Genomic DNA, 18,582 nt, shown 5'->3' with positions numbered 1-18,582 from the left:
AGGGCCTCGGATCGGACTGTTCCGCGTTCATGCCGCCTTGCCGCCGGGGCATGCAAGCGGCGGCTTGGCGAAGGGGTGCCAGCGGGTCAGACTGGCGCGTCCGAAGGAGGTCGTCGTGGCTGAACCCCGCAATCGCTATTCCACCGTCTCGCTGACCCTGCACTGGCTGATCGCCGCCCTGGTCGTGACCCAGGTGCTGCTGATCGCCGCGCATGAATGGACAGAGGGCCCGATCTCCCGCGAGTTCGTCCAGATCCACAAGTCCGTGGGCCTCAGCATCCTGGTGCTGACCTTGGGCCGGCTCGGCTGGCGGATCGCCAACCCCGCCATTCCGCTGCCGGTTGAAATGCCGCGCTGGCAGAAGATTCTGGCCCGGACGACACACGTCCTCTTCTACGTCTTCCTGATCGCCATGCCGCTGGTCGGCTGGGCGGCGTCGTCGGCGGCGGGCCGCGAAATCCACTGGTTCGGCCTGTTCGAATGGCCGCCGTTGCCCATCGGCGGCGGACGCGAGACGGCCGGCCGGCTGATGGACCTGCACGAACTCGCCGCCAAGGCGCTGATCGCCCTGATCGTTCTGCACATTATCGGGGCGCTGAAGCATCAGTTCGTCGATCGGGACAATGTCCTGCACAGGATGATCCCGTGGATCCCTCGCCGACCATGAGGTTTTTCGCGGCCCTGATTCTGGCGCTGCTGACGCCGCTGCTGTCCGGCGCGGCGCCGGGACCCTGGACCTTCGAGCGGGACGGGTCGAGCATCGAGATGTCCGTTCGGGCGTTCGGCGCCGCGCGCACGGGACGGTTCGAGGATTGGCGGGGCTCCGTCGTACTGGATCCGGCCCGTCCCGAAGGCGTCCGCGCCTCCGTGACGGTTCAGGCCGCATCCCTGAAGATGTCGCCGGCGGTCGCGACCCGTCGAGCCGTCGGGCCGGCGTTTCTCGACGCCGCGCGCCATCCGGTCATCCGCTTCGATCTGAAGTCGCTCGAGCCGTTGGGCGGCGACCGGTATACGGCCCACGCCGACATCACGATGAAGGGGCGCACGCGGGCGGTGACCTTCCCCCTGGACTTGCGCATCAGCGGGGACAGGGCGCATCTGGCGGGCGCGCTGACACTGGATCGCGCGGACTTTGGAATAGGAACCTCGGGGCCGTGGAACAGACTGGTCGGACGGCAGGTGACCGTGCGGGTGATGCTTCAGGCGCGTCCCGGCTGAGCGCGTCCGACGCCGAGGCCGTCGCGGTCCTGAACGCCGGGGGCCTGGTCATCCTGCCGACCGAGACGGTCTACGGTCTGGCCGCCGACGCCGGCGACGCGCGCGCCGTCGCCGCGATCTTCGAGGCCAAGGGGCGCCCGCGCTTCAATCCCCTGATCGCCCATGTCGCCGACGCGGTGCAGGCCGGAGAGGTCGCGGTGTTCGACCGCCGGGCACAGGCGCTGGCCGAGGCGTTCTGGCCGGGGCCGCTGACGATCGTGGCCCCCATTCGCGACCGCATCGGGGTCTGCGATCTCGCCCGGGCGGGACTGGACAGCGTCGCCGTCCGCGTCCCGGGCCACGCCCGCGCCCGCGCCCTGATCTCGGCCTTCGGTCGGCCCGTGGTGGCGCCGTCGGCCAATCGTTCGGGACGGCCCAGCCCGACCACCTTCGCCGACGCCGTGGAAGAAACGGGCTTCGCCGCTGGCGCCGCCATCGACGGCGGACCGTGCGCGGTGGGGGTGGAGAGCACCGTCGTCTCGGTGCTGGACGGCCGTGTCGCCCTGCTGCGTCCCGGCTCGGTCACGCGCGACGAGATCGAGGCCGTCGTTGGGCCGCTGGATCGGGGCGGGGAGGGGCATCGCTCCCCCGGCCGGCTGGCCCTGCACTATGCGCCCGACGCCCCGGTGCGGATTGAGGCCGAGGCGGCGCGCAACGGCGAAATCCTGCTGGGATTCGGTCCGGGCAGGGGCGATCCGCGCTGGAGCCTGAGCCCGTCGGGCGATCTGCGCGAGGCGGCGGCCAATCTGTTCCGGCGGCTGCGCGAAGCGGACCGGGAACGGCCTTCGGGCATCGCCGTGTCGCCGATTCCGGCGCACGGCCTCGGCGAGGCGATCAACGACCGGCTGAGGCGGGCGGCGGGATTCGTCGGCTAGGCCAGGAAGCGGGCCTTGATGTCGATACTGGATCGCTCGCCGACATCCGGGAGGCAGTGGTCGAGCCATTGGTCCGCCGCTTCCCGTCCGCGCGTCTTCAGATCGGTGAGGAAGGTCCATTCGGTGTCGAATTTGGAGCTCAACGACAGGGAGCCCAACCACGGCTCCGGCTCGATGGCATGCATCAGCAGCCCACGATATCGGTCCTCCCCTGTCCGTTTCAGCCGACCTTCGGCGATCAGATCCTGCACGAAGGCCACGGCGCGCAGCTCGGCGACCAGGGGCGCGTTGAAGACGATCTCGTTCAGGCGATCCATGATCTCGCCCGCCGCTCGCGGGGCTTCCTCGCGCACGAACGGATTCAAGGGCAGCAGCAGGATGTCGTCGGGGGTGTCGGCGTAGAACAGCGGCCAAAGGGCGGGATTGGCCAGATAGCCGCCGTCCCAATAGGGCTCGCCGTCGATCTCGACCGCATGGAACAGGTGCGGCAGACAGGCCGAGGCCAGCAGGACCTGATCGGTGATCTCGGGCGTCGTGAACAGCCGCGCCCGGCCGTGCCTGACCGCCGTGGCGGCGACGAACAACTGTATCGGAGAGGCGCGCACCGCCTCGAAATCGATTGCCGTGTCCAGAACCCGTTTGAGAGGGTTCAGGTTGAACGGATTGAATTGATAGGGGCTCATCGACATGGCGGCCTGTTCCGCCGAGCGCCACAGACCGCTGTCCTTCAACCATCCCGGCGTCAGGGCGGCGCTCCAGATCGAGGAGTCGCCGAACACGTTTCGTCCGCCTGACAGGTTCACTTCGCGCCACAACAGATCCAGCTGCCGCCGGGCGCCCCCGGTCCCGTCGGCCTGCAGGCCGCTGATCAGGGCGGCCGCGTTCATGGCCCCGGCGGAGGAGGCGGTCACGGCGCGAATGTCGAGCCGGTCGTCCTCGAGCAGGCGATCCAGCACGCCCCACTGGAAGGCCCCGTGGGCCCCGCCGCCCTGCAGGGCGAGGCTAATGGGACGGCGTTGCGGAACGGGCGGCTTTCGCTTCAACACCCGTATTCCTTTCGCGCCTACTGCGCCGTCCAGCCGCCGTCGATGGAGAAGCTGGCGCCGTTGGCCGAAGCGCCAAGATCCGAGGCGAGGTACAGCATCATGCCCGTCAGCTCGTCGGTGGTGACGAACCGCTTGGTCGGCTGGGAGCCGAGGATGACGTCCTTCAGCACCGCCTCTTTCGACATGCCCCGCGTGCGGGCCTGATCGGCGATCTGCTTTTCGACGATCGGCGTCTCGACGAAGCCGGGGCACAGGGCGTTGCAGGTGATGTTGTCCTGGGCGACTTCAAGGGCGACCGTCTTGGTGAAGCCGATGACGCCATGTTTGGCCGCGACGTAGGCTGACTTGAACGGGCTGGCGACCAGACCGTGGGCCGAGGCGACGTTGATGATCCGGCCCCTGCCTTGCGCCTTCATGATCGGGATGGCGGCGCGCGTGGCGTAGAAGGTCGAGGACAGGTTGATGGCGATGATCTGTTCCCATTTGTCGGACGGGAATTTCTCGACCGCCTCGACATGCTGGACGCCGGCGTTGTTGATCAGGATGTCGAGCCGGCCCAGCTGGTGTTTGCCATAGGCCACCATGTCGGCGACCTCGTCGCCGCGCAGCATGTTGGCGGCGTGATAGCGGACCCGCACGCCGCAGCTGGCCTCCAGCTCCGCGCGGGTGCGTTCGATCTCGGACGGGTCGCCCAGACCGTTCAGCACCACGTCGCCGCCGCGCGAGGCGATGGCGCGGGCGAAAGCCAGACCGATGCCCGAGGTCGAACCCGAAATCACCGCCACCTGACCCTTGAGGTCGCCGATATCGCGGAAGGGTTCGCTCGAGGTCTGGGAGCCGTCGCCGCGTTTGGGCCATTGGAACATGAGGTTGTCTCGTCCGTCCTTCAGTCTGGTCAGCCTAGCCGTTCGCGGTTGCGAAGGCGACAGTCGGGTTTAATTTCCCGATCTGGTGAATATCCACTCTGTGTCGTTCGACGCCGCCTTGTCAAAAGCGTAGCCGTCGCGGTCGAAGGCCTTGAGGTCCTGGGCCCGCTCGATCCGCTCGTCGATGGCGAAACGCGCCATGCCGCCCCGGGCCTTCTTGGCGAAGAAGGAGATGATGCGGCTTTCCCCGTCCTTCGATTCGCGGAAATGCGGCGTCACGACCGGCAGTTTGAGCGCCTTGGCGTCGACCGCGCCGAAATACTCCTGGCTGGCCAGGTTGATCAGGGTCGGGTCGGCGTGCCCCTCGGCGTCGGCGTTCAGCTGTTTCGACAGCCGGTCGCCCCAGAAGTCGTACAGGCTGGACCCGCGCCGGGTCTTCAGCCGGGTTCCCATCTCCAGCCGGTAGGGCTGGATGCGGTCCAGCGGGCGCAGCAGGCCGTAGAAGCCGGACAGGATGCGCAGGTGGTCCTGCGCCCAGGCCAGGGACGGCTCATCCAGCTCGCGCGCCTTCAGGCCTTCGTAGACGTCGCCGGCGAAGGCGAAGGCGGCCTGGACGCCGTCGGTCGAGGCGGCGTCGAAGGCCTGGAAGCGTTCGCGGTTCAGTCGGGCCAGATCGTCGGAGATGCCCATCAGCCGGCGCAGTTCGGCCACGGTCCGCGCCCGCGCTGTCCGCGACAGGTTGGCGGTGTCGTCCTGGAAGCGCCGCTCGGATGCGGGCGCATCGGGGCGGGCTTCGGTGAAATCCAGCCGCTTGGCCGGGGACAGGACGATCAGCAAGGGAACAGGCTCCGGCGGCGTTGGCGTGCAGATAGGCCCGTTCGATGACGAATTGAACCGGCGCCCTGGCCGCGCTCAGCGATCCTGTGAATAGAGGGCGGCCAGAACCTGCGGCAGCCGGTCGGGCAGGTCCTCGGCGATCAGGCCGGGGCCGAAACCCCGCGCCGCCTCGGCGTGCATCCAGACCGCCGCCCGCGCCGCGTCGAAACTGTCCATCCGCTGGGCCATCAGGCCGCCGATCATGCCCGCCAGCACGTCGCCGGTCCCGGCCGTCGCCAGCCAGCGGACGCCGTTGTCATTGACCGCCAGCCGGCCGTCGGGCGCGGCGATGATGGTGGCCGGACCCTTGAGCACGACCACCGCCCCGGCGCGTTTCGCCGCCGCCCGGGCCGCCGCCTCGCGGCCCAGGTCCAGCAGGCCGGGAAACAGCCGTTTGAACTCGCCCTCGTGCGGGGTCAGGACGTCGTCGCGATCCAGTACGTCGAACAGGTCGGTCGGCCAGCCCTCGAAGACGGTCAGGCCGTCGGCGTCGACCACCAGCGCCGCGCCTGTCCCGGCCAGGGCGCGCACATGCGTCAGGGTCGCGTCGGTCACGCCGGCGGCGGGCCCGATGACCACGGCGTCCATCCCCTCTACGGCTTCGGCCAGCGCCTCGGCGGAGCCGAAGGGGGTCAGCATGACGGCCTCGATGGCGGAGGCGATGATCGCGGTCGCGTCGGGCGGACAAAGGATGCGCACCACGCCCGCGCCGATCCGCAGGCCGGCTCGCGCCGCCAGCCGGGCCGCGCCGGTCTGGCTGGCCTTGCCCGCGACGACGCCCAGTCGTCCGCGCGCGTGTTTGTGCGCGTCTTCACCCGGCCACGGGAGGGCGTCGCGCCAGTCGGGCGTCGGCCCTTCGGTCATCGTGCGGGTCCTCCGTTCACGGATGGCGACGGGGAAGGAAAAACACTTGCCTTATTGTGCAATGCAATGTCCCTTTACGTCCCGTGCGCGCGGCATGATAACGCCCGCCTGGGACCGCCAATGAAAAAGATCGAAGCCGTCATCAAGCCCTTCAAGCTGGATGAAGTGAAGGAAGCGCTGCAAGACGCAGGCGTGCAAGGGATGACTGTGCTGGAGGCCAAGGGATATGGCCGCCAGAAGGGCCATTCCGAGCTGTACCGCGGCGCAGAATACGTCATCGACTTCCTGCCCAAGATCAAGATCGAGGTGGTCGTTTCGGACGACATGGTCAACTCCGTCGTGGACGCCATCCAGGCCGCCGCCCGCACCGGCAAGATCGGCGATGGCAAGATCTTCGTCACCGACGTCCTCGACGTCATCCGCATCCGCACCGGCGAGACGGGCGCACAGGCCGTCTGACCTTCCAACGGCCGCCCCCGGGGCGGCCATTTTACTAACCTCCCCGAGCCACAGGACGTCGAACACCATGAGCGCCAGCAAAATCCTCAAGGAGATCAAGGAAAAAGACGTCAAATACGTCGACCTCAGGTTCACCGACACCAAGGGACGGATGCAGCATGTCACCTTCGACATCGACCTGGTGGACGAGGAATTCCTGGAAGAGGGGACGATGTTCGACGGCTCCTCGATCGCCGGCTGGAAGGCGATCAACGAAAGCGACATGCTGTTGAAGCCGGACCTGAACGGCTTCTGGATCGATCCCTTTTATCAGCAGACGACCCTGTTCCTGTTCTGCGACGTCCTGAATCCCGACACGGGCGAGCCCTACAACCGCGACAGCCGCTCGATGGCCAAGAAGGCCCTGGCCTATGTCCAGTCCTCGGGCGTGGGCGACACGGTCTTCTTCGGACCGGAGGCCGAGTTCTTCATCTTCGACGACGTGCGCTGGAGCACCCAGCCGCACGACACCGGCTACACCTATGATTCGATCGAGCTGCCGGCCAACACGGGCGCGGAATATTCCGAAGGCAACATGGGCCACCGTCCGACCCACAAGGGCGGTTATTTCCCGGTCAACCCGACCGACAGCGCCCAGGACCTGCGCGGCGAGATGCTGGGCGTCATGCGCGACCTGGGCATGCAGCCCGAGAAGCACCACCACGAGGTCGCGCCGGCGCAGCACGAACTGGGCCTGAAGTTCAGCGACCTGCTGACCATGGCCGACCGTCTGCAGCTCTACAAATACGTGATCCACAACGTCGCCGCCGCCTACGGCAAGTCGGCCACCTTCATGGCCAAGCCGACCTTCGGCGACAACGGCTCGGGCATGCACGTGCACCAGTCGATCTGGCGCGACGGCAAGCCGCTGTTCGCCGGCGACAAATACGCCGGCCTGTCGGACATGTGTCTGTGGTACATCGGCGGCATCATCAAACACGCCAAGGCCATCAACGCCTTCGCCAACTCGACGACCAACTCCTACAAACGCCTGGTCCCCGGCTACGAAGCCCCGGTCAAGCTGGCCTATTCGTCGCGCAACCGCTCGGCGTCGATCCGTATCCCGTTCGTCAACTCGCCCAAGGCCAAACGTATCGAGGCCCGTTTCCCGGACCCGATGGGCAACCCCTATCTGACCTTCGTGGCCCTGCTGATGGCCGGTCTGGACGGGATCGAGAACCGGATCGATCCGGGCGCGGCCGCCGACAAGAACCTGTACGACCTGCCGCCGGAAGAGCGGGGCAACATCCCCGAGGTCTGCGGCAGCCTGAAGGAAGCCCTCGAAAACCTCGACAAGGACCGCGCCTTCCTCAAGAAGGGCGGCGTCATGGATGACGACTTCATCGACAGCTACATCGAGCTGAAGATGGAAGAGGTGATGCGTCTGCAACTGCACCCGCACCCCGTCGAATTCGACATGTACTACAGCTGCTGATCCAATCCGGCTGAGGCGGAACGAAATCGGCGCCGGAGGGGAAGCCCTCCGGCGCCGTCATTCATTCGGATTCCGCGATCTAGCGGTTGGTCGTTTCGACCTCGATGCCGTCCCGGCCCGCGCGAACGGTCGTGCTGTCGCCGGCGCGGACCTCGGGACGTTCGACCACCACAGTCGGGGGAGCCACGGGCACGGGCACCGCGACCTCCCGGGTTTCCACGACGGTCCGGGTTTCCGGCGCGGCCGCCGGTGCGGCGGCCTGCTCGGCGGCCGGGGCCGCTTCCTGCTGGGTGCAGCCTACCGCGCCGAAGGCGAGCGCGGTCAGGGCCGTGGCTGCCGCGATGCTTTGAAGAGTTGTCATGGCGTTGGTTCCGAGTGGATGTCCCGACACCAACACCGGCGCGCGCCCCCGGTTCCGGTCAAGCCGCCGTCAGTGCAGGCTGACGGCTGCGGGTTCCGGGGACCGGGCCGGCTGGATCGTCGCCGGGAAGCGGATGCGCACCCCGCAGCCCGTGGCGCCGCGGGTGATCAGAAGCTCCCCGCCCAGCTGTTCCGAAATGGCTTCGAACAGGGGAATATCTCGCGGAGGCGCGACCCCGCTGTCGCCGGCGGCGACCAGGCTCAAGGTTCGACTGTCGCCGTCGTCGGCCAGGATCACGGCCAGATTTGTGGCTGAGGGGCAGTCCTTCAGCGAGGTCAGATACTCCAGCAGCACCAGGCCCAGCGCCGTCGCATGCTCGAGGGGAACATCGAGATCGCCTGCGGCGATCCGCACCCTGTCCGCCGCCAGACCGCCCCGAGAGGTCGAGGCCTGGACCAGCTTACGGGCGAAGGCGGCGAACGGGATCCGGCTCTGCGGATTGCCCGTGAACTCGCGGTGGGCGCGGGAGATCAGCAAGGTGCGCGAGGCTGCGTTGGTCAGCACGCGCGAGACCATCGGATCGGCTTCCTCACGCGCCCGAAGCTGCAGGATGGCCGAGATCAGTTGCAGATGATCCGTCGTCCGCTGGGCGTGCTCGTGGAACAGCTCGGCCTGGCTCGTGGCCAGGGCCTCGACCCGCGCGTGCGTGGCGGCCAGCTGGTTGAACTGGCTCCGGATCGTGCTCAGGATGTGGATCAGCAGAACCGAGGACAGCAGGAAGGAGGTCAACGCCACCAGACCCCGTCCGTCCACATTCCAGTGCAGCGGCGCCGGCCCGAGGAAGGCGTAGACGATGGCCGTCGACAGACCCGTGGCCAACAGGGCGGGGCAGGCGCCCAGCCAGTAGGCCGCCAGGATCACGGCCGGGTAGAAGCAGGTATAGCCATACCCGTTGCCCATGGCCGACGACGCCGTCAACCGGATGCCGAGCGCCACAAGGACCAGCGCGACCGCAGCCCAGTAGCGCGCGCCCGGAATCGCCTGCAGCCGCGCCAGGGCGGCGGCCGGACGGGGCGCCAGTGAGAAGGCCGGTGCGGTCATGATCTCACTCCCGGCGCCGGCGTTCAGACCGCGGCGTCGGCCGTCTTGCGGCGCATCTCGATCAGACGCACGCACCAGATGGAGATTTCATACAGCAGCACCAGCGGCACGGCGAGCATCAGCTGGCTGATCGGATCCGGCGGAGTCACCACGGCCGCGACCACGACCACGGCGACGATGGCGTAACGGCGGCCCTCGGCCATGACCTTCGAACTGATGATGCCGGCCAGACCGAGAAGCGTCATCACTACCGGCAGCTGGAAGCACAGGCCGAAGGCCAGGATCAGCGCCGTGGCCAGGCTCATGTATTCGGACACCTTGGGCAGCAGGGCGGCGGTGACGCCCTCGGCGACGATGCCCTGGTTGAGCGAGAACAGCATCACGATGGGCAGCATGATGTAGTAGACGAGGGCCGCGCCGATGAGGAACAGCACCGGCGCCGCGATCAGGAAGGGCAGGAAGGCCCCGCGCTCGTTGCGATACAGCCCGGGCGCCACGAACCGGTAAAGCTGGAAGGCGAGCACCGGGAAGGCGGCGACGACCGCGCCCAGCCCGGCCAGCTTCATCTTCACGAACAGGATCTCCAGCGGAGCCGTATAGATCAGCTGCGCCGTCTCGTGCTGGCCCTCCACCAGCGGCTTCAGCCCGACCATGGTCAGGATCAGGTCCGGCAGGGATACATTATGGCCGTCGACCGCCTGCAGGGCGCTGGCCACCACATACGGTTTGACCAGGAAGACATAGAGCGGGCTGGCGAAATAGAAGCAGACGAGGAAGGCCAGGATGAAGGCGACGACGCAGATCAGCAGCCGTCCGCGCAGCTCGATCAGGTGATCCATCAGAGGCGCGCGCGACGCCTCGATCTCGTCCTCGTCGCGATCCAGGGTCACAGCTCGACCTTACGGGCGCGCACGGGCGTTCTCTTGCCGTCGGCGGCCTTGACGGAGGCCGCCGGTTTCGCTGCGGCCTTCGCCCTCGCGGGCGTTTTGCGGGCCGGCTTCGCCTTGGGCGTCGGCTTGACGGCGGCCGGCGGCGTCTCGATCGGGGCCATGACCGGCGGACTGTCGGGCCATTCGTCGGGCGCGGACAGCATCGGCGGATCCAGCGGCTTGTTCAGGTCGTCGCGGATGTCCCGGAAGGCGGCTTCGGCGTCGGCGCCCAGGGCGTGCATGCCCTGACCGGTGCGCAGCGCCTCGACCTCCTTGCGCAGCTCGTCCAGCTCGGACTGGCGCGCCATCTCGTCGAAGCTTGAGCGGAACTCATTGGCCATGCCGCGCGCCTTGGCGACCATTTTGCCCAGCTTGCGCAACAGCAGCGGCAGGCGCTCGGGCCCCACCACCAGCAGGGCCACAATCGCGATCACCAGATATTCGCCGCCCCCGATTCCGGGACCCAGGCCACCCATGCGTCAGGTCTCCGACGTCAATGCGGCTTACGACTTCAGGTCTTCTTTTTCGGCGTCGGTGCGGGGCAGTGCTCCGGCGCGCTCATCGCGGGGCTTGTCCCCGTCGGTGTCTTTCAGGCCGTCCCTGAAGGCTTTCACGCCCTTGGCCGCGTCGCCCATCAGGCCCGACAGCTTGCCCCGGCCGCCGAACAGCAGAAGCACGATGATGGCGACGATGGCCCAGTGCCAGATGCTGAATGAACCCACGGACAACTCTCCTCAGTCAGGCCGGGTCGGCCCGGTCGAAATCTCTTGCCGCATATAGGCCGTTCAGTGGCGCGACGCCAAGCGAACCTGTTAGGACGCGCCCATGAGTCACGTCATCATCCACACCGACGGCGCCTGCAAGGGCAATCCGGGGCCCGGCGGCTGGGGCGCCGTCCTTCAGACCGGCGGCGGCCACGAGAAGGAACTGTGGGGCGGCGAGCCGCTGACGACCAACAACCGCATGGAGCTGATGGGGGCGATCAGCGCCCTGGAGGCCCTGACCCGGCCGTGCCGCGTCGATCTGCACACCGACAGCAAATACGTCATGACCGGCATCACAGAATGGATCCGGGGCTGGAAGGCGCGCGGCTGGAAGACGGCCGACAGGAAGCCGGTCAAGAATGAGGACCTGTGGCGCCGCCTCGACGAGGCTCGCGCCAGGCACGACGTCAAATGGCACTGGGTGAAGGGCCACGCGGGGCACGAACTGAACGAGCGCGCCGACGGGCTGGCCAATCGCGGCATCGAAGAGATGCGCGGCGGCTAGAGGTCCAGATCCCAGGTCTGGCCGACGAGATCCTTTCCGAAGGACCGGTGCGGGGTCTGTTCGGTCAGGCGGAAGCCGGCGTTCTCGTAGATATGGCGGGCGGCGGTCAGGATGTCGTTGGTCCACAGGGTCAGGCGGCCGTACCCCAGTTCACGGGCGCGCTCGATACACGTCTCGACCAGTCGGCGGCCAAGACCCAGACCACGCGCCTCCGGCTCGACGTAGAGCAGGCGCAGTCTTGCGACTTCGGGCCTGTCGCCCCGCATGAGGAAGATCGATCCCAGGATCCGGCCGTTCCTTTCGGCGATCCATGCGTCCTCACGTCGGGGATCGAAACCTGTGACGAAGTCGCCGAGAATTTTCGCGACGAAGGCCTCGTAGGTCCAGTCCCAGCCGTACTCCTGTGTGTACAGGACGGCCTGACGGCTGGTGACCCAGCCGATATCGCCCGACCGGGGGGCTCTTAGCGTCACCCCGTCGCCGTCGCCGTCCTTGGCGGCAAGGGTCGCCTCGATTTCCCGCATGGCTCCGACCAGCCGGCGCCGCTGTTCGCTTCGAAGAGCCTCCAGCATGGCCTCGGTCTTGTTTTGCGAGCCGCGATCCAGCTCGGCGAAGGCTTTGCGGCCCCGGTCTGTCAGCGAGAGAATGCGGCGCCTGGCGTTGTCCGGGTCGATCTGGCTGACCAGCAGCGAGCGCTCCAGAAGGCGTCCGACAAGGCGGCTCAATTGTGCCTTGTCCATCCCCATCGCTCTGGAGATGGCGGCGGCGGTGCGGGGCCCTTCCGTCGCGATCTCGAACAGGACCCGACCTTCCGGAAGGGACAGATCGCTGGCGGGCAGGTGTTCCTCCAGCAGGCCGATCTGGCGCGTGTAGAAACGATTGAACCGACGTACGTCCTGAGCGAAGTCCATGGCGGCGACCTATGTTGACTAAGTCAACATACATGCCGGCGCTCCGGGGGCAAGGCCTTCAGAAGGATTTCAGGCCAGACGTACCCTCAGCTTCGATCCATCAACCCGGTCGACGATCACGCTCTCTCCGATCAGCGGCCCCGCGCCGTCGATTTCGGCCACCCACTCGGCGCCCGAAACGAACACCCGGCCACGGCCGTCCACGAACGGCTGGACGACCTGGGCCCGCTGCCCGACCAGCCGGTTGTCGCGGGCGTTGATGTCCGGACTGTCGCTGGGGTTCACCCGCTGGATCAGGCGGCGCGACAGCAGGGTCATGGCCACCGTCAGCACGGCGAACAGGGCGACCTCGCCCACGAAGCTCAGCGGCAGGCCAAGGGCGGTGACCACGGCCACCATCCCCGCCGACACCGCCGGCCACAGCAGCCATTCGGTCGAGAAGGCGGCCTCGACCGCCAGCAGGATCACGCCCAGGGCCAGCCAGATCCAGAATGGCTGGGCGGCGTGCAGGTCGATCAGGGCATCCATGGATCAGGTCCTCGGAACGGCGGGACGCGGCGGGCGCGGCGGCGCGGGCGGCTTCGGCGGCGGCGGCGGCGCATCGCGGCGCACGTCGGTGCGGCTCTGCTGCTGCTCCTTCGCCAATCCGACCAGTTCGCCCAGTCCGGCGATGGTGCCGACCAGTCCGCTCATCTCGGCGGGGACGATGACGGTCTTGGCGGTCGGGTTGCGCGCCAGTTCGGCGAAGGCCTCGACGTATTTCTGGGCCACGAAATAGTTGATGGCGTTGACGTCGCCGCGGGCGATGGCTTCCGAGACCATGGCCGTGGCCTTGGCCTCGGCCTCGGCGGCGCGTTCGCGGGCCTCGGCGTCGCGGAAGGCGGCTTCCTTGCGGCCCTCGGACTGGAGGATGGCCGATTGCTTGGCGCCCTCGGCGCGCGCGATGGCGGCCTGTTTCTCGCCCTCGGCCTCGGTGATGACCGCGCGCTTCTCGCGCTCGGCCTTCATCTGGCGGGCCATGGCGTTGGTGATGTCCGCGGGCGGGGTCAGGTCCTTGATCTCGATCCGGTTGACCTTGACGCCCCAGGGCTCGGTCGCCGCGTCGATCACGGTCAGCAGGCGCGAGTTGATGCTGTCCCGCTGGAACAGGACCTCGTCCAGCTCCATCGACCCGACCACGGTGCGCAGGTTGGTCATGCACAGCTGGGTGATGGCGTAGGGCAGGTTCTCGACCCGATAGGCGGCCGAGGCGGCGTCCATCACCTGGATGAAGACGATGGCGTCGACCTTCACCATGGCGTTGTCCTTGGTGATGACCTCCTGCTGGGGCACGTCGAGGACCTGCTCCATCATGTTCATGCGCCGGCCGATCCGCTCGACGAAGGGCGTCAGTATGCTGATGCCCGGCGCAAGCGTGCGCGTGTATTTGCCGAAACGTTCGACAGTCATTTCGCGCCCTTGCGGCACGATCTTGACCACGCTGAACAGCAGAACGAAGGCCAGCGCGACCAGGGCGATGGTGAAAAGAACGGACGTGTCCATAAAGCCTCCCAAATCCCGTTCAGGTTAGCACCCTGTGGCCCGTGCGCCACAGAAACCGGACAGGGCGAAGATGACATCCGCGTAATGAAAAGGGCGGCCCCCGGTCGGGAGCCGCCCTGCGGTCAGCGTTGGCGCGCCGGACTAGTCCTCGTTGATGGCCAGTTCCTCGCCGTCCAGTTCGCAGAAATTGACCTCCGCGACCTGCACCGAATCGCCGTCCGAGAAGTCGGCGCGGATGTCGTAGACGCACTCCGGCAGGCCGTCGTCGATCGAGATGTCGATGCTCTCGCCCGAACCCAGGACGTCGGCGCCGAAGATGTCCTCTTCCCATTCGTTCGTCGAAGGCAGGGAGATGAACAGGGCGGTCAGCACATGTTCGGTGTTGTTGGTCAGGGTGAAGTCGATCGACTCGGTCTGGGCCGAGGCCGCCGGCGCGAGCAGGGCGGCCGAGGCGGCGAGCGCCGCCACGAGACTACGGATACGCATGATGAGGTTCCCCGTCCGGCCGATCGCCGGAAAGGCGCAGCTTGTCACGTCGGCGAACGCGGGTCGCGTCCCAAATCGCGGGACGCCGCAGCCAGGGCGATGATCCGGCGCGTCTCCGACCAGTTCACCAGCGCCTCGACCTGGTCCAGCGCCACGAACCGCGCCTCGACCGCGTCATCGCCCGCAACCGGCTCGCCGGACATCCAGCGCGCGGCGTAGTCGATCAGGACATAGTGGCGGTCCGAATCCGGAAATATCCCGTCGACCACGTCGATCAGGCCGGTGATCTCCGCCTCGACCCCGGTTTCCTCGCGCAGTTCGCGCAGCGCGGCGTCGACGGCGCGTTCGCCCGGTTCGATCCGGCCGCCCGGAAGGCTCCATTCGCCCTGCCGCGGCGGCGTTCCCCGCCGGATCAGCAGCACCTCGTCGCCCCGCAGGCAGACGACGCCGACGGCGGGAACGGGCGAGGGAAGGGCGGTCGTCATGGCGCCAGCGTGGCTTGGCCCTTTCGCCGCGTCCACGACTTTGAGACAAGGGCGCATGACCCCGCCGTCCGCCGCCGCCCTCGAAGCCCTGAAATCCGCGGCCGGAGCCGGCGGCTGGACGGACGATCCCGCCGAGATCGCGCCATGGCTGACGGAATGGCGCAACCGCTGGCGGGGACATACGCCGCTGATGCTGACACCCCGCTCGACGGAAGAGACGGCTCGGCTGGTCGCGATCTGCGCCGAACACCGCGTGGCTATCACCCCCCAGGGCGGCGACACCGGCCTCGTGGGCGGCCAGATTCCCTATGGCGAGGTCCTGCTGTCGACGCGGAAGCTGCGCGCGATCCGCGACGTCACGCCGCTGGACGACGCCATGACGGTCGAGGCCGGCGTGACCTTGCTGGAGGCTCAACAGGCCGCCGCCGCCGCCGGCCGTCTGTTCCCGCTCAGCCTCGCGGCCGAGGGCACGGCCACCATCGGCGGCGTGGTCTCGACCAATGCGGGCGGCACCGCGGTCATCCGCTACGGCGTGATGCGCGATCTGGTGCTGGGGCTGGAGGCGGTGCTGCCGGACGGCCAGATTTTCCACGGTCTGAAACGTCTGCGGAAGGACAACACCGGCTACGACCTGAAGCAGCTGCTGATCGGCGCGGAAGGCACGCTGGGCGTCGTCACGGCGGCGACGCTGAAGCTGTTTCCCGTCATGCGCAGCCGGGCGACGGCCATGGTCGGGCTGGAGACGCCCGCGGCCGCGATCGAACTGCTGGCCCGCGCCAAGGCCGAAACCGGCGGCGGGGTCGAGGCCTTCGAGCTGATGAAGCGGATCGGCATGGAGTTCGTTCTCGCCAACATCCCCGACACGCGCGAGCCGCTGGACTCGACCCCGCCCTGGTACGTCCTCATCGAACTGGTCTCGGGCGAGCCCGGCGGGGCCGATTCCGCCATGGAACGGCTGCTGACCCACGCCTTCGAGACCGGCCTGATCGTCGACGCCGCCATCGCCCAGAACGACGCCCAGCGCGCCGCCTTCTGGAAGGTGCGCGAGGAGCAGTCCGCGGCCCAGAAGCCCGAGGGCGGCGGCTGGAAGCACGACGTCTCCGTGCCCGTCTCGCGCATCGCCGACTTCCTGGAAGAAGCCACGGCGGCCGTCGAACGCTTCCACCCCGGCGCGCGGGTCAGCGCCTTCGGCCACGTCGGCGACGGCAATATGCACTATGACGTGCTGTGCCCGCCCGGCGGCGACCTCCCGGCCTTTCTCGCCCGCTGGGCGGAAGGGTCGCAGGTCGTCCACGACATCGTCGCCCGCTACGACGGCTCCATCTCGGCCGAGCACGGGCTGGGACGGCTGAAGACCGAAGAGGCGCGGCGGTACAAGTCGCCGGTCGAGATCGCGGCGATGCAGGCGGTGCGGGCCGCGCTGGACCCGCACCGGATCATGAACCCCGCGGTGCTGTTCTAGGCGCCGGTCCGGAGAGCTAGCCCGTCGGCATCCTGTCGAAGGTCTGCAGCGCCGGATCCATCGTGTCCCACGCCGGCGCGCGAACGCCGTAGGTGATCGCCTGCGGCTTGAACCGGCCCGGATCGTCGAGGCTGCCGGCGTGGACCGCGATCAGGTCCGGCGCCGCCTCAAACGTCAGCCAGACCGGCGATCCGCAGGTCGGGCAGAAGGCGTGCAGCTTCCTGGCGCCGCTGTCGCCCGCCACCCGCCATGTGCTGGCCTCGCCCGTCAGGCTCGCCTCCGCCCGCCCGGGAAAGGTCAGGTAGGAGCCGTGCCCCGCGCCGCTCAGCTTCTGGCACTGGAGGCAGTGGCAGTGGTTCTGGAACAGGGGTTCGCTCTTCACCTCATAGCGGACCGCGCCGCACGCGCATCCGCCGGCATAGGGTTCGGTCATGGTCAGGCCGCTTTCGGCCTGGCGAAGACGTCGAGGCCCTGGCCGGTCTCCAGCAGCGATTTCAGGCTGGAAAGGACGATCGGCCAGCCCTTGGTGACGCCGTTGGCCATGCCGCTGCCGACGACCAGATCGTCGTGCGAGACGGTCAGCCGGACCATCTCCTCATAAGGCTCGATCTCGAAGGTCACCCGGCTGTAGGCGTCCGGATCGGAGGCCTGGGACTCATTCGCCCAGGTGATGACCAGCCGCGAGGGCGGCGAGGATTCGACCACCTCGCCGACCAGTTCGACGGTCCGTTCGTCATTGGCGCGGACGTGCTGCCATTTCGAACCGGGCTTCCAGTCCGAGACATTCTCGTGGCCCCAGTAGCGCCGCGCGATGTCGGGCCGGGTGATGGCCTCGAACACCTTTTCGGGCGTCGAGACGATGTAGGTCACATAGACGAAGCTGGTGGTCTGGCGGGTCATCTCTTGTCTCCTTCGAGTTCTGTCTTGAGGTCGTGCAGCAGGCTGAGCCGCTGGATTTCGAACTTGCGGATCCAGCGTTCGTAGATGTCGTGCAGCGGCACCGGGTTGATGAAGTGCAGCTTTTCCCGGCCGCGCCTGACGGTGCTGACCAGATTGGCCTCCTCGAGAATTCCGAGGTGCTGGGTGGCGGACTGCCGGGCCATGTCCAGATTTTCGCAAAGCTCGCCCAGCGTCTGGCCGTTCTTTTCGCAAAGCCGGTCGAGCAGCTTTCTGCGGGTCGGGTCGCCCAGCGCCTTGAAAACCTTGTCCGCGTCCATTCGGTCTCTCTCGGATATGGATCATATATGCAGGTAAATACCTGCATGTCAAATCGATGGTCCGACGAGGAACAAGGCAGGGCGGACGGCTTGCCCCTGCGGCAGGCCCGGCCTATCGGTTCGCGCTTGATTCACGGCTCAGGAGCCCCTCATGACCCTCGCCCTGCTGTTCCCGGGACAAGGCAGCCAGTCGGTCGGCATGGGCTCCGCCCTGGCCGACGCCTTCGCTTCGGCCCGCGCCGTCTTCGCCGAGGTCGACGAGGCCCTGGGCCAGAACCTCAGCCAGCTGATGCGCGAGGGTCCCGAGGATCAGCTGACCCTGACCGAGAACGCCCAGCCGGCCCTGATGGCGGTCTCGGTGGCGGCGATGCGGGCCCTGAAGACCGAGTTCGGCTTCGATCTGACGAAAGCGACATACGCCGCCGGCCATTCGCTGGGCGAATATTCCGCCCTGTGCGCCGTGGGCGCCGTCTCCCTGGCCGACACGGCGCGGCTGCTGAAGCTGCGCGGTCAGGCCATGCAACGCGCCGTGCCCGTGGGCAGGGGCGCCATGGCGTCGCTGATCGGCCCGAAAACCGATCTGGCGCTGGCGGAGGAGGCGGCGAAGGCCGGGTCCGAGGTCGGCGTCTGTGTCGTGGCCAATGACAACAACAACGGCAACGTCGTCATCTCGGGCGACAAGGCCGCCGTCGACCGCGCCATCGAAAAGGCCAAGGAGCTGGGCGCGCGGGCCATTCCGCTGAACGTCTCGGCGCCCTTCCACTGCCCGCTGATGCAGCCCGCCGCCGACGAAATGGCCACGGCCCTGGCCCCGGCGACCATCGTCGCGCCCTCGGTCGCCGTCGTCGCCAACATCACCGCCCGCCCGGAGACCGATCCCGAGGTCATCCGCCGCCTGCTGGTCGAACAGGTCACCGGCCGCGTCCGCTGGCGCGAAAGCATGGAGTGGATGGCCGGAGAGGGCGGCGTCACCCGCTTCGCCGAGATCGGCTCGGGCAAGGTCCTGACCGGCATGGCCAGGCGGATCGCGCCGGACGCCGAAAGCACGGCCCTGAATACGCCCGAAGAGCTGGAAGCCTTCGCCACGTCGCTCTGAGACACA

25 protein-coding genes are annotated in these 18,582 nt (G+C 67.8%); 8 read left to right on the top strand and 17 right to left on the bottom strand.

Going from position 1 to position 18,582, the window contains the following annotated elements; translation table 11 throughout:
- Nucleotides 1-115: 115 nt before the first annotated feature.
- Genes BrevBR_RS14325 through BrevBR_RS14315 form a run of 3 tightly spaced genes read left to right on the top strand, consistent with a single transcriptional unit; the run spans nucleotide 116 to nucleotide 2,132 of the window.
- The gene (locus BrevBR_RS14325) at nucleotides 116-667 is read left to right on the top strand and encodes a cytochrome b (RefSeq protein ID WP_332639863.1); all 552 of its coding nucleotides are present in this window, start codon (nucleotides 116-118) and stop codon (nucleotides 665-667) included.
- Nucleotides 664-1,218 carry a YceI family protein gene (locus BrevBR_RS14320; protein WP_332639862.1) on the top strand — a complete coding sequence of 185 codons (555 nt, stop codon included), beginning with the start codon at nucleotides 664-666 and terminating at the stop codon, nucleotides 1,216-1,218. Before BrevBR_RS14325 ends, BrevBR_RS14320 begins: the two co-directional genes overlap by 4 nt.
- Complete coding sequence (locus tag BrevBR_RS14315; protein ID WP_340001464.1) at nucleotides 1,215-2,132, top strand: L-threonylcarbamoyladenylate synthase; 918 nt, start codon at nucleotides 1,215-1,217, stop codon at nucleotides 2,130-2,132. Before BrevBR_RS14320 ends, BrevBR_RS14315 begins: the two co-directional genes overlap by 4 nt.
- Here BrevBR_RS14315 and BrevBR_RS14310 read toward each other — a convergent pair.
- From BrevBR_RS14310 to BrevBR_RS14295, 4 genes are all read right to left on the bottom strand, one after another.
- Nucleotides 2,129-3,175 carry a patatin-like phospholipase family protein gene (locus BrevBR_RS14310; RefSeq protein ID WP_340001387.1) on the bottom strand — a complete coding sequence of 349 codons (1,047 nt, stop codon included), beginning with the start codon at nucleotides 3,173-3,175 and terminating at the stop codon, nucleotides 2,129-2,131. The two genes, BrevBR_RS14315 and BrevBR_RS14310, sit on opposite strands and share 4 nt — an antisense overlap.
- A 20-nt stretch (nucleotides 3,176-3,195) precedes the next feature.
- Complete coding sequence (locus tag BrevBR_RS14305; RefSeq protein WP_332639860.1) at nucleotides 3,196-4,044, bottom strand: 3-hydroxybutyrate dehydrogenase; 849 nt, start codon at nucleotides 4,042-4,044, stop codon at nucleotides 3,196-3,198.
- Nucleotides 4,045-4,113: 69 nt separating this feature from the next.
- Nucleotides 4,114-4,881, bottom strand: coding sequence for a peroxide stress protein YaaA (gene yaaA / locus BrevBR_RS14300; RefSeq protein ID WP_332639859.1), 768 nt, complete (start codon nucleotides 4,879-4,881; stop codon nucleotides 4,114-4,116).
- 75 nt (nucleotides 4,882-4,956) lie between these two features.
- On the bottom strand, nucleotides 4,957-5,784 hold the full coding sequence (locus BrevBR_RS14295; protein WP_340001386.1) for an NAD(P)H-hydrate dehydratase: 828 nt from the start codon (nucleotides 5,782-5,784) through the stop codon (nucleotides 4,957-4,959).
- A gap of 120 nt (nucleotides 5,785-5,904) precedes the next feature.
- On the opposite strand from BrevBR_RS14295, the gene BrevBR_RS14290 reads away from it, so the two are divergent.
- Together BrevBR_RS14290 and glnA are read left to right on the top strand one after the other, a co-directional pair.
- Nucleotides 5,905-6,243: a P-II family nitrogen regulator gene (locus tag BrevBR_RS14290; RefSeq protein ID WP_300466914.1), complete on the top strand. Its 339-nt coding sequence runs from the start codon at nucleotides 5,905-5,907 to the stop codon at nucleotides 6,241-6,243.
- A 67-nt stretch (nucleotides 6,244-6,310) separates the two neighbouring features.
- Nucleotides 6,311-7,717 carry a type I glutamate--ammonia ligase gene (gene glnA / locus BrevBR_RS14285; RefSeq protein WP_332639857.1) on the top strand — a complete coding sequence of 469 codons (1,407 nt, stop codon included), beginning with the start codon at nucleotides 6,311-6,313 and terminating at the stop codon, nucleotides 7,715-7,717.
- Between the two features lie 79 nt (nucleotides 7,718-7,796).
- Here glnA and BrevBR_RS14280 read toward each other — a convergent pair whose 3' ends face one another.
- The 5 genes from BrevBR_RS14280 to BrevBR_RS14260 form a co-directional block, all read right to left on the bottom strand.
- Nucleotides 7,797-8,078 (bottom strand): hypothetical protein, encoded by a 282-nt coding sequence (locus BrevBR_RS14280; RefSeq protein ID WP_332639856.1) that lies wholly within the window; start codon nucleotides 8,076-8,078, stop codon nucleotides 7,797-7,799.
- A 69-nt stretch (nucleotides 8,079-8,147) separates the two neighbouring features.
- Nucleotides 8,148-9,179, bottom strand: coding sequence for a DUF4118 domain-containing protein (locus tag BrevBR_RS14275; RefSeq protein ID WP_340001385.1), 1,032 nt, complete (start codon nucleotides 9,177-9,179; stop codon nucleotides 8,148-8,150).
- A gap of 23 nt (nucleotides 9,180-9,202) precedes the next feature.
- Nucleotides 9,203-10,018, bottom strand: a complete 816-nt coding sequence (gene tatC, locus BrevBR_RS14270) for a twin-arginine translocase subunit TatC (RefSeq protein WP_332639866.1) — start codon at nucleotides 10,016-10,018, stop codon at nucleotides 9,203-9,205.
- A 47-nt stretch (nucleotides 10,019-10,065) separates the two neighbouring features.
- Nucleotides 10,066-10,584, bottom strand: coding sequence for a Sec-independent protein translocase protein TatB (gene tatB / locus BrevBR_RS14265; protein WP_445214765.1), 519 nt, complete (start codon nucleotides 10,582-10,584; stop codon nucleotides 10,066-10,068).
- 27 nt (nucleotides 10,585-10,611) lie between these two features.
- The gene (locus tag BrevBR_RS14260) at nucleotides 10,612-10,830 is read right to left on the bottom strand and encodes a twin-arginine translocase TatA/TatE family subunit (protein WP_332639853.1); all 219 of its coding nucleotides are present in this window, start codon (nucleotides 10,828-10,830) and stop codon (nucleotides 10,612-10,614) included.
- A gap of 103 nt (nucleotides 10,831-10,933) precedes the next feature.
- Here BrevBR_RS14260 and rnhA point away from each other — a divergent pair, with 103 nt between their 5' ends.
- The gene (gene rnhA / locus BrevBR_RS14255; protein WP_332639852.1) at nucleotides 10,934-11,377 is read left to right on the top strand and encodes a ribonuclease HI; all 444 of its coding nucleotides are present in this window, start codon (nucleotides 10,934-10,936) and stop codon (nucleotides 11,375-11,377) included.
- Here rnhA and BrevBR_RS14250 read toward each other — a convergent pair.
- From BrevBR_RS14250 to BrevBR_RS14230, 5 genes are all read right to left on the bottom strand, one after another.
- Nucleotides 11,374-12,288 (bottom strand): bifunctional helix-turn-helix transcriptional regulator/GNAT family N-acetyltransferase, encoded by a 915-nt coding sequence (locus tag BrevBR_RS14250; RefSeq protein ID WP_332639851.1) that lies wholly within the window; start codon nucleotides 12,286-12,288, stop codon nucleotides 11,374-11,376. The genes rnhA and BrevBR_RS14250 overlap by 4 nt on opposite strands.
- Nucleotides 12,289-12,357: 69 nt before the next feature.
- Nucleotides 12,358-12,816 carry an NfeD family protein gene (locus BrevBR_RS14245; RefSeq protein ID WP_332639850.1) on the bottom strand — a complete coding sequence of 153 codons (459 nt, stop codon included), beginning with the start codon at nucleotides 12,814-12,816 and terminating at the stop codon, nucleotides 12,358-12,360.
- A 3-nt stretch (nucleotides 12,817-12,819) separates the two neighbouring features.
- Nucleotides 12,820-13,830, bottom strand: a complete 1,011-nt coding sequence (locus tag BrevBR_RS14240) for an SPFH domain-containing protein (protein WP_340001383.1) — start codon at nucleotides 13,828-13,830, stop codon at nucleotides 12,820-12,822.
- Nucleotides 13,831-13,971: 141 nt separating this feature from the next.
- Nucleotides 13,972-14,316: a hypothetical protein gene (locus BrevBR_RS14235; protein WP_340001382.1), complete on the bottom strand. Its 345-nt coding sequence runs from the start codon at nucleotides 14,314-14,316 to the stop codon at nucleotides 13,972-13,974.
- A gap of 44 nt (nucleotides 14,317-14,360) precedes the next feature.
- Nucleotides 14,361-14,801 carry an NUDIX hydrolase gene (locus BrevBR_RS14230; protein WP_340001381.1) on the bottom strand — a complete coding sequence of 147 codons (441 nt, stop codon included), beginning with the start codon at nucleotides 14,799-14,801 and terminating at the stop codon, nucleotides 14,361-14,363.
- A gap of 55 nt (nucleotides 14,802-14,856) precedes the next feature.
- Here BrevBR_RS14230 and BrevBR_RS14225 point away from each other — a divergent pair, with 55 nt between their 5' ends.
- Nucleotides 14,857-16,263 (top strand): FAD-binding oxidoreductase, encoded by a 1,407-nt coding sequence (locus tag BrevBR_RS14225; protein ID WP_340001380.1) that lies wholly within the window; start codon nucleotides 14,857-14,859, stop codon nucleotides 16,261-16,263.
- A gap of 16 nt (nucleotides 16,264-16,279) precedes the next feature.
- Here the strand turns inward: BrevBR_RS14225 and BrevBR_RS14220 are convergent, their stop codons facing one another.
- From BrevBR_RS14220 to BrevBR_RS14210, 3 genes are read right to left on the bottom strand one after another with little or no spacing between them, the layout of a single operon-like run.
- Complete coding sequence (locus BrevBR_RS14220; protein WP_332639845.1) at nucleotides 16,280-16,696, bottom strand: GFA family protein; 417 nt, start codon at nucleotides 16,694-16,696, stop codon at nucleotides 16,280-16,282.
- A 2-nt stretch (nucleotides 16,697-16,698) separates the two neighbouring features.
- Nucleotides 16,699-17,163: an SRPBCC family protein gene (locus tag BrevBR_RS14215; RefSeq protein WP_332639844.1), complete on the bottom strand. Its 465-nt coding sequence runs from the start codon at nucleotides 17,161-17,163 to the stop codon at nucleotides 16,699-16,701.
- On the bottom strand, nucleotides 17,160-17,480 hold the full coding sequence (locus BrevBR_RS14210) for an ArsR/SmtB family transcription factor (RefSeq protein WP_332639843.1): 321 nt from the start codon (nucleotides 17,478-17,480) through the stop codon (nucleotides 17,160-17,162). Before BrevBR_RS14210 ends, BrevBR_RS14215 begins: the two co-directional genes overlap by 4 nt.
- 151 nt (nucleotides 17,481-17,631) lie before the next feature.
- Between BrevBR_RS14210 and fabD the strand changes: the two genes are divergently transcribed.
- Nucleotides 17,632-18,576: an ACP S-malonyltransferase gene (fabD, locus tag BrevBR_RS14205; RefSeq protein ID WP_340001379.1), complete on the top strand. Its 945-nt coding sequence runs from the start codon at nucleotides 17,632-17,634 to the stop codon at nucleotides 18,574-18,576.
- Nucleotides 18,577-18,582: the final 6 nt, after the last annotated feature.

Source organism: Brevundimonas sp. BR2-1 (assembly GCF_037626195.1).
In the GTDB taxonomy this organism is placed as follows: domain Bacteria; phylum Pseudomonadota; class Alphaproteobacteria; order Caulobacterales; family Caulobacteraceae; genus Brevundimonas.
This window is presented reverse-complemented; position numbering and strand designations above follow the sequence as displayed.